14 protein-coding genes are annotated in these 12794 nt (G+C 74.1%); 9 read left to right on the top strand and 5 right to left on the bottom strand.

Translation table 11 applies throughout. The features are described from left to right. Positions 1 to 136: 136 nt before the first annotated feature. The gene (locus V7E46_RS25345) at positions 137 to 802 is read left to right on the top strand and encodes a TetR/AcrR family transcriptional regulator (protein WP_333770569.1); all 666 of its coding nucleotides are present in this window, start codon (positions 137 to 139) and stop codon (positions 800 to 802) included. A 133-nt stretch (positions 803 to 935) separates the two neighbouring features. Here V7E46_RS25345 and V7E46_RS25340 read toward each other — a convergent pair whose 3' ends face one another. The 4 genes from V7E46_RS25340 to V7E46_RS25325 form a co-directional block, all read right to left on the bottom strand. Next, the gene (locus V7E46_RS25340; protein WP_329176520.1) at positions 936 to 2051 is read right to left on the bottom strand and encodes a ScyD/ScyE family protein; all 1116 of its coding nucleotides are present in this window, start codon (positions 2049 to 2051) and stop codon (positions 936 to 938) included. Positions 2052 to 2701: 650 nt separating this feature from the next. After that, a complete protein-coding gene (locus V7E46_RS25335) occupies positions 2702 to 3283 on the bottom strand; it encodes a DUF998 domain-containing protein (RefSeq protein WP_333770568.1) in 582 nt (193 codons plus the stop codon). A 154-nt stretch (positions 3284 to 3437) separates the two neighbouring features. Then, complete coding sequence (gene cynS, locus V7E46_RS25330) at positions 3438 to 3881, bottom strand: cyanase (protein WP_329176518.1); 444 nt, start codon at positions 3879 to 3881, stop codon at positions 3438 to 3440. 180 nt (positions 3882 to 4061) lie between these two features. After that, the gene (locus tag V7E46_RS25325) at positions 4062 to 4841 is read right to left on the bottom strand and encodes an alpha/beta hydrolase (protein ID WP_333770567.1); all 780 of its coding nucleotides are present in this window, start codon (positions 4839 to 4841) and stop codon (positions 4062 to 4064) included. A 261-nt stretch (positions 4842 to 5102) separates the two neighbouring features. Here V7E46_RS25325 and V7E46_RS25320 point away from each other — a divergent pair, with 261 nt between their 5' ends. The 8 genes from V7E46_RS25320 to V7E46_RS25285 all read left to right on the top strand — a co-directional run bounded on the left by V7E46_RS25320 (position 5103) and on the right by V7E46_RS25285 (position 11898). Continuing rightward, positions 5103 to 5291, top strand: coding sequence for a hypothetical protein (locus V7E46_RS25320; RefSeq protein WP_329176514.1), 189 nt, complete (start codon positions 5103 to 5105; stop codon positions 5289 to 5291). 58 nt (positions 5292 to 5349) lie between these two features. After that, positions 5350 to 6009: a hypothetical protein gene (locus tag V7E46_RS25315; RefSeq protein ID WP_333770566.1), complete on the top strand. Its 660-nt coding sequence runs from the start codon at positions 5350 to 5352 to the stop codon at positions 6007 to 6009. Further along, the gene (locus V7E46_RS25310; protein ID WP_333770565.1) at positions 6006 to 7163 is read left to right on the top strand and encodes a DUF6895 family protein; all 1158 of its coding nucleotides are present in this window, start codon (positions 6006 to 6008) and stop codon (positions 7161 to 7163) included. The genes V7E46_RS25315 and V7E46_RS25310 overlap by 4 nt, the downstream gene beginning before the upstream one ends. Next, positions 7160 to 8083 (top strand): DUF6895 family protein, encoded by a 924-nt coding sequence (locus V7E46_RS25305; protein WP_333770564.1) that lies wholly within the window; start codon positions 7160 to 7162, stop codon positions 8081 to 8083. Before V7E46_RS25310 ends, V7E46_RS25305 begins: the two co-directional genes overlap by 4 nt. Beyond that, positions 8080 to 9195 carry a serine hydrolase domain-containing protein gene (locus tag V7E46_RS25300; RefSeq protein ID WP_333770563.1) on the top strand — a complete coding sequence of 372 codons (1116 nt, stop codon included), beginning with the start codon at positions 8080 to 8082 and terminating at the stop codon, positions 9193 to 9195. The genes V7E46_RS25305 and V7E46_RS25300 overlap by 4 nt, the downstream gene beginning before the upstream one ends. Positions 9196 to 9383: 188 nt before the next feature. Then, positions 9384 to 10280 (top strand): isocitrate lyase/PEP mutase family protein, encoded by an 897-nt coding sequence (locus V7E46_RS25295; RefSeq protein WP_333770570.1) that lies wholly within the window; start codon positions 9384 to 9386, stop codon positions 10278 to 10280. 18 nt (positions 10281 to 10298) lie between these two features. Continuing rightward, positions 10299 to 10703, top strand: a complete 405-nt coding sequence (locus tag V7E46_RS25290) for a hypothetical protein (protein WP_333770562.1) — start codon at positions 10299 to 10301, stop codon at positions 10701 to 10703. 1 nt (position 10704) lies between these two features. Next, positions 10705 to 11898: a bile acid:sodium symporter family protein gene (locus V7E46_RS25285; protein WP_333770561.1), complete on the top strand. Its 1194-nt coding sequence runs from the start codon at positions 10705 to 10707 to the stop codon at positions 11896 to 11898. A gap of 19 nt (positions 11899 to 11917) precedes the next feature. Here V7E46_RS25285 and V7E46_RS25280 read toward each other — a convergent pair whose 3' ends face one another. After that, on the bottom strand, positions 11918 to 12580 hold the full coding sequence (locus tag V7E46_RS25280; RefSeq protein ID WP_329176501.1) for a GntR family transcriptional regulator: 663 nt from the start codon (positions 12578 to 12580) through the stop codon (positions 11918 to 11920). Between the last annotated feature and the right edge of the window lie 214 nt (positions 12581 to 12794).

Here is a 12794-nt window from a genome sequence, read left to right as displayed (position 1 = left end):
CCCCCGCCCAGTACCAGTGCCGTGTCCGCCATCGGCCAGCCCCCTTCCGAAAAAATGGGGGCCACTCCCCACTTGATGCCGCGACGATAGCATCGTTACCGGGGAATGGTCCCCGGTAGTGCGGGAGGGCGGGGTCATGACGGACGGCACGCAGGGGCGGGACCCGGTGCGGCGGCGCGACGCGCGGCGCAACCGCGAACTGCTGGCGGAGGCGGCCCGCGAGGTCTTCGCCGAGCAGGGGCTCGACGCGCCGCTCGACCTGATCGCCCGCCGGGCGGGCGTGGGGAACGCCACCCTCTACCGGCACTTCCCCCACCGCGCCGCACTCGTCGACGAGGCCTTCCGGGGCGCCCTGGCCGGGACCACGGCCGCGGGGGAGCGGGCACGCGCCGCCGAGGACGCCTGGCCGGCCCTGGTGGCGTACGTGGAGAAGGTCTTCGAGAACCTGGCCGCCGACCGCGGCACGAACGACCTGATGACCACGCGGCTGGAGGGCGTCGGCTCGCTGGACGCCGTCCACGCCCACAACCGCGAGACCGTGGACCTGCTGCTGCGCCGCGGCCGTGAACAGGGCACCGTCCGCGGCGATCTCGGCACCGAGGACGTCCTGCTGGCGCTGGCGACGCTCGGCCGGGCCGTCCCGGCCCTCACCGCCACCGCCGTGGACGCGTGGCGCCGCCCGCTCGCCCTGCTCCTCGACGGCCTGCGCGCCTCCCCGACCGCCGCCCGACTTCCCGAGCCCCGCCTGTCCCCGGCCCAACTCGGCGAGGTCCTGGGCCGTCTGGGCGGGCGCCGGGGCTGACCGCCCCGCGGGCCCGCGGGAGCAGGACGGCGGCGCCGTCGCGCGGGTCCCCGGCCGTGGACCGGGAGGTGACGCTGCGGGCCGGGCCGGGGCATGGTCGGCCGCGGCCCGCAGCGCGACGGGCGGACCGGCCTCAGCCGATCTTGACGACCTCTCCGGTCGTCGAGTAACCCGGGTCGCCGAAGGGCCACATGGAGGAGTAATTGGTCACGTAGACGGAGCCGTCGGGAGCCGACAGGAAGCCCGCAGGCGCGACCAGCTTGCCCGCGCCCAGAACGGTGCGCTTGCCGTTCTTGCCGATCTGGATGACCACACCGTCGGGCGGGATGGTCGAGGACGGGAATCCGATGGTGTCGAACTCGGTGACGTAGAAGTCGCCGTTGGTCCCGAAGCCGCAGCCGTTGATGGCGCTGAAGCCGCTCTGCCAGACCGTGAGCTTGCCGGTGCGCGGCGCGTACCGGTAGACGTTCGCGTCGGTGGCCGTGCCGCCGAATCCGGTGAGCCCGCCGATGTAGACCGCGCCGTCAGGGCCGATGTCGAGGCAGGTGGGCACGGAGTCCGCGCCGCCGGGGGTCTTGGGGATGAGGGTGAGCACCTGCACATTGCCGTGCCGGTCGATCGAGTCCAGCGTGTTGGAACCGCCGTCCACCAGATAGAAGCCGCCGCGCGGATTCACCGCCAGCGCGTACGGGTTGCCGTCGTTGTCCGGCGCCCACTGGTAGTCGACGTCACCGGGGTTGGCGAGGACCTTGGGGGTCCGGCCGGTGACGTCGAGCAGCGCTCCGTACTGCTTCTTCAGCAGCGCGGTGACCGCCGGGGTCAGGCCCGGCAGGTTGTCGGGGACGAATTCCGGCGACGCCGGCTCCAGCGCGTACAGGTGGCCGCTGTCGTAGACCAGGCTGTCCGGGCCGACCATCTCGCCGCCGTTGAGGAGCGAGGCCAGGCCGGTGCGGATGCGGACCGGGGTGCCGGAGGAGATGTCCGCGATCGAGCCGGTCAGGCCGAAGCAGTTCACCGCCGCCGGGTTGCTGTTGTCGCACGCCGAGGGGATCGTGCCCGCCTCGCCGACCAGCAGGTGGCCGTGCGGTCCCCTGATCACGCTGCGCGGCCCGTTCAGGCCGCTCGCCACGACGGTGACCGGCGCGTTGCTGGTCAGCTCCCTCGGGTGGGTGGCCGCTTCGGCCACCGGCCCCGAAGGGCCGGCGCTCAGGCCGGCGAGTGCCGCCGCAGCCGCGGCGGCCAGTAACATCCGACGCGCTTTGAGAGGTCGCATCTGCGCCTCGTCTCCTCCCGTTCGGGTGAGCTTTCTGGTGCGCGCAAACGCTTCTCCGTGGTGCGGACGCCCGCGCGGCTGGCTCACGGTAAGACCGGTCATGACACCGCCGTCCGGGGCACCATGGGCCCCGGGGCGGGCCATATCCAGCCGGGTGACAGGCGGCAGCATCGTCCCTGCGACTTGGCAGCCGTTTGGCGCTGACTTGGCGCCGCTCCGGCCGGACCGGGCCGGAGTGAGTGGTGGTGTTCCTGGGTCAGTACGTGTCTCGTACCGGCAGGCGGACGCGGGGGTTCCGCCCGGCGCTCCGACCTGGCCCGCCGCCGGCCGCGGCGTCCCGGCAGGCGGGTCCTGCCCTGACGGGCCGCTCCGCCGCACGCCGGTGACCGCCGCCCCGCCCCCCCTCGACCTGCCCTTTGCCCGGATCGTGCCGCGCGGCCGGGCGCCGACCGGCCGCGGCGGGCGGGCGCGCCGCCCCGGCCGGTCAGGGAGCGGGCGGCGCCGGCCCGGGATCCGCCAAGTCGGCGCCAAGTCGCTTCATGGCCGCGGGCGGCGACGCGTCCGCCGCCGGCCGCGTCCCGCCGCGGGTCTCGGCCACCCCTGCCCGCGGGGCCTTCGCGGCCGGGTCACGTACGGGCGGGGTGGCGCAGGCAGGACACGACGACCACGATCGGCCACAGGGACTGGGCGATCGTCAGGACGCGCTCGGCCACGCCGGCGGCCCCGTGGAGCTGGAGTTCGACCAGGAACCACGCGGCCCCGAGCACCATCAGCGCGGACCCCATGAGCGAGGGCACGGGCCGCAGCCCCCAGGGTGCGCCCGCACGCCGGTCGGCGGCCAGGACCGGCCACAGCGCCAGCAGGGAGAAGCCGACCGCGACCACGGATCCGTGGGAGAAGGAGCCGCCGGACTTCGGCGCCGGGAATCCCGCCAGCAGCATCGCGGAGAGCCCGCCGCCGGCCAGCGCGAGGCGGCCGGCGGGGGCTGCCGCGCGCAGGCCGAGGGCGGTCGCCAGGTAGCAGGTGCCCAGGGCGAGCAGCGTCACGGTCAGCACCCAGTAGCCGGAGCCGGCCGCCAGGACGCTGATCGTCTGGCTGACGGGGTTGTAGCCGGGCCCCTGGAGCACTGCCGCGGTCGTCGAGCCACCGATCAGCAGGACGGGAGCGCACCCGGACGAGAGCACGGCCCACCATGAAACAAGTGCCATCGAACTACCGTAAAACGGACAACTCTTCCTTTCTCTCGCACACGCGGGGCGATCGGCACCCAACCGGATCGGTGCAGACTGCACCGACGCTCTTCCCGGGCCGGGGCCGACCGCGCGCCACCGCGGGTGCGTCACCGCCGTCACCGGCGGCGCGTCACCACTGGTACGGGAGGTATTTCCCGTCGAGAGTGATGACAATGCGGTCCCCCGCGGGGTCGGGAACGCGGGCGACATCGAGCCGGAAGTTGATGGCGCTCATGATCCCGTCGCCGCACTGCTCGTGGATCAGCTCCTTGATGGTCGGCCCGTAGACCTGGACGACCTCGTACAAGCGGTAAATGGTCGGATCGACGGGGACGGCCGATTCCAGGGCCCCCCTGGTGGGCTGGAGCTGGAAAGCGACGATGGCGTCCTTGTCGAGTTCGAGGAGCGAGGCGGCGGCCTCGGCCTCGGCCGCGCTCATCGGATGCTGGCCCAGCAGCGCGGCCGTCGTCCATGCCAAGGGCCTGCCCACGGTCTCGGCGAGCTGCGCCCATGTGACCCCGGTCCGCACTTTGGCCTGACGGACGGCTTCCGCCGCTTCCCCTTTGGTGAGCATGCTGTCCTTCCCCACCTGTCGCGCCCCAGGGCATGACCCCGGCGCCGCATCGGGCAGCGCCCGCCCCGGCGACGAGCCTACGGACAACGGATCACCGGCGTGGTGCTTTCACCGGCGGTCGCCACGGCCCCTCCGGTGCCCGCGGAATTCCGCGCCGGGGCGCGCCGGGGGCGGCGGGCGCTACCAGGCCCGGTGGTCGAGCCAGGAGCGGACACGGCCCGCGGTCTCGCGCCAGCGCGGCTCGAGAAGCACATTGTGCGAGCGGTCGGCAAGGAACAGATAATCGGAGCCGAAGTGGGCGGCACTGCGGCGTACCGCCTCCGCGGGGACTATCGCGTCGTGCTCCGCCGCGACCACCAGGGACGGTCCGCCGATACGCGTACGGTCCACGCTCACCGACGCGGTCACCGCCTCCTTGACCGCGGCGGCGGATTCCCTCGACATCAGCGCGTGATAACGCCCGGCGTCCTCTTTCGAACACCCGCCCAGATAAAGGCCCCACGCCACCTCGAAGGGAAGCCGCTCGACCGGCGCGCCGGGATCGATGTCGAACTCGACGTCAAGTCCGACTTCCGCGCAGACCGCCGGAGCGAGGTGCACCTGGGCGACCACGGGATGACTTTCGGCGTACTTCTGCGCGACGATCGCGCCCATGCTGTGGGTCATGAGAACCGGCGCCTGCCCCACGTGGGCGGTGACGATCTCCAGTTCCTCCACCGTGTCGACCAGGGAGCGGGCGGCGAAGCGGTCGTCGGGCAGCGCGGCTGATCCCTCGTGGTTGAACCAGCTGAAGGCGTAGCAGTCCCGGCCGGCCGCGGCGAAATAGCCGAGGTAGTTCTCCCAGGCCCAGCTGCCGTGGGCGCCGCCGTGGACGAAAACGACGGGAGGCGCGGCCGGGGCGCTTTCCGGCGACGCGTGCTCGATGAACACACCGCCGATCGTCGTGCGCTCGATTTTCACGGTACCTGCTTTCGCCGGCGTCAGGTCAGCCACCGCGACGCGCGGGGCGGCCCCAGGCTACTCAGGGCGGCGGTCCGGAAGCAGGCGCTTGCCCAGTTCCCGAACTCGGGGGCGCCGCCGCCGTTCCGACTCCCGCCCGGAGCCTCCGGATTGCCCCCGGCGCCGCTGACCTGCGCTCTTCCGCTGAGCAACGATGTCCGGATTGCGAGGGTATGTGGCAGATGTCATGCTGGAAGTCCACCAAGCGAAGGAGATGGTCTCATGGCTTCGGAGCTATCAGCCCAGGTCGAGACGGCAACCCTTGCCGCTGAGGTCGAAGGACTGCTGGATTCCGCAGAACCGGAAGGCATCTACCGCGACACACGTGAGTGCTTCGGCGGTCTGCTTCTCGCGGGCCTCCTGCTCGTGTCGCCCCCCACCCCCCGCCCGCCGAAGACGGCCACGCGCTGACGGACTGGGGGACACATTGGCCGAGCAGGCGCAGGAGAACTCTTCCCTGAGCGCTGCGGTGGCCGATGTCGCAAACGGAGTCGCCCTCGCCCTTGACGGCGAGGGCGACACCTTTGCGCTGTCGGCCCTTCTCGCACAGGACGACACGGTGGCCCTGGCCGCCATCCGCGTACTGGGCGCCGACGTCCTGGCGCCGTACGCACTCGGCGGCGACGCGGCGCGCGGCGGCCCCGACGGGGAGGCCGTACGCAAGGCGCTGGCCGCCTACCCGCCCACTCCCGGCGCCTCGGACGTCTCGCTGTGGAGCTACCGGGGCCTGGCCGAGGCGTCGCGGACCTTCCTGCCGCACAGCGGCGCGGACATGGCCGCCGAGGCCCGGCCCGGGGACACGTGGCTGCGGACCGACCCCTGGCCGGTGCTCGCCCACCGTGCCTCGCAACTGGCCGCGCTCTCGCTGCCGGGCCTCGCCCCGGCGCTGGCTGTCGGGCTCGCCGCCCGCACCGAGGACCTGGCCAGGGGCTTCGTCCGGGCGGTGCGCCGCCGCGACTGGCTCCAGGCCGCCGGGGTCGGCCGCTGGCTGGTCCGCGTCCCCGACGTCCCCGACTCGCTCGGGCTCGGCGCGGGCCTGCGCTACGTCCGCCGGATGAGCGGCGGCGACCCGCGAGTGGCCCTGCACACCGCCGCCGCCCGGCGCTTCTCCGGCGGCGGTCCCGGGTGAGCGGCGAGCACACGGGCACGGCGGACCGGGGCGCCGCCGGCGCGCCGGGCGACCGGGTCCCGGCGGGTACGACGTCCGCGCGTCCGGCCGCCTCCGCGACCGCCGAGGCCGCGGCTGCGGGCACGGCTCTCCGTCCCGCGCCGCCGCCCGGCGGACGCGCCCACCCCGACGCCGAGCTGCTCGACGGCGTCGTCGGCGGGGCGCTGCGCTGGCTGGGGTCCGTGCGGCAGGCCTTCCGGCTGCCGGCGGACGTCGCCACCGACGCCGATCCGAACACCACGCTCAAACCGCTGGGCGAACTGGCCGAGTTGATGCAGGTGATCCAGGCGCTGCACCCGCTGGCGCCGGTGCGCGAGGCCGCCGCCGAGCTCTTCGGCCTCGCCTGGAAGGAGACCCGCGGCGGCGAGCTGTTCGTGGAGCTGGTCCGCGGCGAGCCCGTGGCCACCTACCCGGTCGAGCTGTACGGGGTGTTCGCGCGGGCGGGCCTGCGCCACCCCGGCGCCGAGGAGCTGATTGGGGCGACCACCTCGCTGCGCCGCTGGCGGGTGCCGCGCGAGGACCCCACCCGCACCCTCAACGTGCTCAACGCCGAGCGCCGCATCGGACTGCCGCCGCACACCGACTTCGACGCGGTGCTCGCGTCGACCGGCCTCGGCCAGCGCCCCGAACCGTGGGCGCTGGACCGCAAGGCCGCGTACGGGATCACGCACGACGTCTTCCACACCACAGACTGGGGCCGTACGCCGGGCCGACTGCCGGGCCCCCAGGCGGAATACCTGCGGCTGTGGCTGCCGGCCTGGACCGAGACGTGGTCGGAGGAGCGGCTGTGGGACCTGGTCGGCGAATTCCTGGCCCTCTCCGCGTGCCTGCCCGGCGCTCCCTACGACCCCGCGGCCTGGCGCCGCTTCGCCGCGAACCGCACCGCGGACGGCGCGGTGCCCGAGGCCGGCGGCCCGCCGCCGCCCGGCGCCACCCCGGGCGAGGTCTTCACCGCCTGCTACCACTCCACGCTCGTGGCCGCCTTCGCCGCGACGCTGGCGCGCGCCGCCCCGCCCGCTCCCGGGGCGCGGGCCGGCCGGCCGCCCGGTGCCGCGCTCCCCGAGGGCGCCGCACCGACCGACCACCCGCTGCCCGAAAGCGAGGCGACACCGTGACCGCCGCATCCCCCGCCCTCCTGCACCGCGTCGGCGACCGGGCGCTGGCCTGGCTGGACACCAACCGCGAGCACTTCCGGCTCACCGACGAGGACCTGGCCTCCGGCCGCGGCATCGTCGAACGGATCAAACCCGTCGGGGAGTTGGCGATCAACATGCGGGTGCTGTCCCGGGAGGGCGTGGCCGGCTCGCGGCAGCACGACATCTCGGTACGGCTGCTGGACTACGCCTGGCGCGACCTGCTCGACGGCGGCAATCTGCTGGCCGGACTCCAGCAGCAGGAACCGCTGTCGCCCGTGCCGCTGGAGATCTACGCCAGCCTGCACGAACTCGGCTACCGGCACCCCGGCCTGGAGAGCGGGATCGACCTGGCCAGGACCACGGCGAGCTGGCGGGCGCTGGAGATGATGCCGAACCGGCGGCTCGGCCTGCTCAATGCCGAGCGCAAGATCGGGCTGGTGCCCAGCGGCGACAGCGACCAGGCGCTCGCGGCCACCTGGCTCGGCCGCAGGCCGGAACCGTGGACCGTGCAGCTGCACATCGCCTACGACATCACCCACACCGTCTTCCACCTCAGCGACTGGGGAGCCACCCCCGACCGCATCCCGCGGGAGATCGCCGACTACCTCTCCCTCTACCTGCCCGCGTGGATGGCGGACTGGGCGGAGCTGGAGCACTGGGACCTGCTCGGCGAGCTGCTCGTGGTCGACGCCTGCCTGCCCCGGCCCACGCTCGACGCCGCGATGTGGGGGCTGTACGCCGCCGCACAGGCGCCGGACGGGGCGATGCCGGTGCAGGGCGCGATGCCGCAGGGCGACCGCGACCAGGTCTTCGACGTGGTCCACCACCCCACCCTGGTGGCGGCGTTCGCCTCGGCGATGGCCACCTCGCGGGCGCTGTCCTCGGACGTGGCCGCGTGAGCGCCGGGCCGGCCGCCGACATCCCGGCCGCGCCAGCCCCCGTGCCGTACGAGGACGGCGGTCTCGCCCCGCTGCTGGACGAGGCCCTGGTTCGGGTGCGCGCCCCCGACGTCGTGGTGGCCGTGAGCCGCCGCGGGCACCGTACGGTCGTCTCCGGCGGGACGGCCGCGGCTCCGGCGGTGCCGCGCGAGGACCTGGGCTTCGGCCTCGGCTCGCTGTCCAAGACCTTCACCGTGCTGCTGCTCGCCGACCTCGCCCGGGCCGGCGCCGTCGGGCTGGACGACCCGCTGGCCGCCCACCTGCCGGGGCTGCCGCCGCTGTCCGGGGACGCCTGCCGGATCACCCTGCGCCACCTGGCCACGCACACCTCGGGCCTGCCGAGGGTGCCGCGGGACCTGTTCGCAGGCGCCGTCCTCCACCCGTACACCAACGGCTACGCGGGCTACAGCCGCGACCGGCTGCTGTCCGCCTACGCCCACGTCCGCCCCCGGCACGCCCCGGGCACCCGCTGGCACTACTCCAACTTCGGCCTGGCGCTGCTGGGTTCGGCGCTGGCGCACACGGCGGGCACCCCCTTCCCCGACCTGCTCACCCGGCGGGTGCTGCGGCCCCTGGCCCTGACCGCGACCACCGCCGGCGCGTACGCCGCGAGGTCCCGCCAGGACCGCGCCATCGCGACCGGCCACCACGGCGACGGACGTACGCCCTTCCCGTTCACGGACATGGCCGCGTTCACCCCGGCCGGCGGCGTCCTGTCCACCCCGGACGACATGCTCAGCTATGCCGAGGCGCATCTGCGGCCGGCCGGCGGACCGCTGGCCGGGGCGCTGCGCGACGTCCAAGTCCCGCAGTTGCGCAAGGGGGGGTTCGGGCGCCGCCGCGAGACGCACACCCTGACCTGGTTCCAGCACCCGGCGAGCGGCGGCCCGGTGCTCTTCCACGCCGGCGCCACCTTCGGCCTGCAGTGCTTCCTCGGCTTCCACCCCGCAACCTGCACCGCCGTCGCCGTGTGCGCCACCCGCCACGACCGCACCAGCTCGGTGGTCCACGCCGCCTACACCCTGCTCCAGTCCCTGGCCGGCCGCCCCCTGCCCGGGCCGGCCCACCGCTGACCCGGCGGACCGCCGGCCCCCGGAATGACGGTCATCCCATGCGGTCGGCATTTTGTCGGTGAAATAGCCCGATGAGGTCGAGAAGGTCATACGCGGGGTGGCGTATCACCAAAGTTCGGCAAAGCTCGGCAAAGGTTCTGCCTATGTCGCCCAACCATGCTTTGCGCATGCCCAATAAGGGAGAGCACGTGCAGTACGGCACCGCCCTGCGGAACGAGATCAAGACCTCGGAAACCACGCCCCTCATCGGGGTCTATGACATGTATTCGGCCTCGCTCGCCGCCCCTCACTACAACGGCTTCTTCGTCTCCGGATTCGGCTTCGCCGCCTCCTACTACGGCCTGCCCGACATCGGCTTCATCGCCTGGCCCGACATGGTCGCGTTCGCCGAGCGGCTGCGGACGGCGTTCCCCACCCACCACCTCCTGGTCGACATCGACGACGGCTACGTCGACCCGGAGGTCGCCTGCCACGTGGTGCAGCGGCTGGAGCGGGCCGGTGCCTCGGGCGTGATCCTGGAGGACCAGAAGCGCCCGCGGCGCTGCGGCCACGCGGACGGCAAGCTCACGCTGCCGCTGGAGGAGTACCTGGAGAAGCTGGAGATGGTGCTGGCCAGCCGGCGCGACATGGTGGTCGTGGCGCGGACCGACGCCACGGAGGACGAGGACATCCTGCGCCGCGCCGCCGCGCTGGCCGCCACCGACGCGGACGTCGTGCTGGTGGACGGGGTGCGCAGCGTGGAGTGGGTCCACCGCATCCGCGAGGTCATCGGGGACAAGCCGCTGCTGTTCAACCAGATCGCCGGCGGCAAGTCGCCGCGGCTGTCGCTTTCCGAGCTGACCGGCCTCGGCGTGGACGTGGCCATCTACAGCACGCCGTGCCTCTTCGCCGCGCACAGCGCGATCGAGGACGCGCTGCTGGAGCTGAAGGACGCCGACGGCCGGCTGCCGGTCGGCCGCGGCGCGGGCGCGGTCGGCGTGGCGGGCGCCACGCAGCTGCTGGAGCGCAACATCAGCCGGCACCACGAGCGTGCCGTCCTGCCGCACACCTCGCCGTCGCCCGAACGGCAGCCCGTCTCCGTCTGACCCCGGGAACTCGGCGCCATGGGCAGACACAGCCGGCCGCGGGCATCCGCCGCGGACGGCCGGCTCACCGCCGCCCGCCGGGCGGGCGTCGCCGCGGTGATGGCCGCGGGCGTGCTGGCCGGCTGCGGCTCCTGGCAGTCCGCGGCCGCGGCGACACCATGCTGCGGCTGCGACAACCAGGACGAAGAGGATCCGCCGCCGCCGTCGCACGGCTCGAACCACGGGCTGCTGATCATCGACAACTCCAACGCCGACTCCTGGCTGGAGGTCGACCGGACCCTCAACACCCTGGTCCACAGCAAGGGAACGGCCGGCAGCGACCACGACGGGGACGGCGGCGACGTCGACGTCACCCGGGAGTCGCCCGGGTCCCCGCCTCCAGGGGACCCGGCGGGGCCCACCACATCGGAAGGAGACGACTGAGGTGTCCGTAGCGCGCCGGTCGTACGGGCGGCTGGGGCCTCGTGCCAGGCAGCGGCCGGACGACGCGTCCATGGCGTCCACGGGCGAACGGAAGGCGTCCGGCCCGGCCACGGGCCGGACGCCCCGCCGCCCCGCGCCGAACCCGCCGCCCCTGGTGAGCGGCGGCCCGCGCCGGTTCGGCACGGCGGTGGACCCCTACGTGGCGGCGCTCGTCGGGACGGTCGCGCTGGCGGCGCTGCTGCCCGCGACGGGCGGCGCCGCCGTGGCCGTCGGCCACACCGCCGACATCGCCATCGGCCTGCTGTTCTTCCTCTACGGCAGCCGGCTGTCGGCCCGCGAGGCGCTCGACGGGCTGCGCGGGTGGCGGCTGCACACGGTGGTCGTCGCCAGCACCTTCGTCCTCTTCCCCGTCCTCGGCCTGGCCGCGGGCGCGGTCGCGCCCTCCTTGCTCACCCCGCAGCTCTACACGGGGCTGCTGTTCCTGTGCGTGGTCCCCTCGACCGTCCAGTCGTCGATCGCGTTCACCTCCACCGCCCGCGGCAATGTCGCGGCGGCCATCTGCGCGGGCACGTACTCCAGCCTGCTGGGCATGCTGCTGACCCCGCTGCTCGCGGCCTGGCTGATCGGCTCGACCGTGCGCTTCTCGGCGGACGGGCTGCTGGCACTGGGCACCCAGCTGGTCGCGCCCTTCCTCGCCGGCCAGGCGCTGCGCCGCTGGACCGGCGGCTTCATCGGCCGGCACAAGCACTCGCTGGGCCGGCTGGACCGGGTGTCCATCCTGCTGGTCGTCTACACCGCTTTCAGCAAGGGCATGGCGGAGGGCATCTGGCACCAGGTCACCGCGGTACGCCTGGCCGCGCTGCTGCTGGTCGAGGCCGTCATCCTGGCGCTGGCCCTCGGCGTGACCTCGCTCGCCGCGCGCCGGCTCGGATTCGGCGACGAGGACCGGATCGCGATCGTCTTCTGCGGGTCGAAGAAGAGCCTCGCGACCGGACTGCCCATGGCCGCCGCCCTCTTCGGGCCGCGGGCCGGGCTGGCGATCCTGCCGCTGATGCTCTTCCACCAGATGCAGCTGGCGGTGTGCGCGTTCATCGCCACCCGCTGGTCCCGCCGCCCCGCACCGGGGTCCGCGCAGCCCGGCACGCCTGTGGCGGTTGTCCCCGCCGACATCCCGGCCGGGGCGCATCGGGTCTGACGGCGGGGGAGTCCGGCGGTCAGGGGGCCGCGTCGCCGAAGAGGACCCGCAGCGTGATGAGGCGGTTGGCGCGCACGTGGGCCAGGGCGAGTGCGCGGGCCTTCTCCGGGTCCCGGGCGGCGACGGCGTCGGCCAGCCCGCGGTGCTCCGCCAGCAGTTGGGGCCAGGCGTCGTTCTGCCGGGTCAGCCAGCGCAGCCGGCCCTCGACCGGCTCCAGGGCCGCGGTCAGCAGGGAGTTGCCCGCCATCGCCAGGACGCGGTCGTGGAAGTGGGTGTTCAGCCCGGTGATCTTCTCGGCGTCCAGCTCGGCGGTGGCCCGGGCCGCCCGGTCCAGGATGTCGCGGAGTTCGGCGAGGTCGGCGGGGCCGGCCCGCTCCGCGGCGAGTCCCGCCGCGTAGACCTCCAGGGCCTCGCGCAGCTCGAACAGCTCCTCGACGTCGACGCGGGTCAGCCGGCGTACCGCCAGCCGGCGCGGTGACTCGGCCACCACGAAGCCCTCGGCGACCAGCGCCCTGATCGCCTCGCGGACCGGCACCCGGGAGACGGCGAAGCGCTCGGCGAGGTCCCGCTCCACCAGCCGGTCGCCGGGCCGCAGTTCACCGGCCACGATGGCGCGGCGCAGGGCGGCGAGCACACGTTCGCGCGCCGCGCCCAGCGCACCCCCGGGTTGCCCCGCCCCCATCCGCACACTCCCTGGTCGGCGCCCGCCCGGGCGTCCGGCCAGCCTATCCGTGGCGAGCGGCGGGCCGTACGGACGCGGCGGGCCGGGCGCCGCGCCGCCCGGACGCGTAACACGGTTGTTGCGTGCACGACACCCCGGCCACCGCCGCGCGGGCCATCATGGCGGCACGGTTTTGGTATACCAAAAAACAGCCCGCCCCCCAAACAACCCCTCC

It is taken from the genome of Streptomyces sp. IBSBF 2435, from assembly GCF_036815005.1.
Lineage (GTDB): Bacteria > Actinomycetota > Actinomycetes > Streptomycetales > Streptomycetaceae > Actinacidiphila.
The sequence above is the reverse complement of the archived record's forward strand: the minus strand, read 5'-3'. Positions and strand labels throughout refer to the sequence as shown.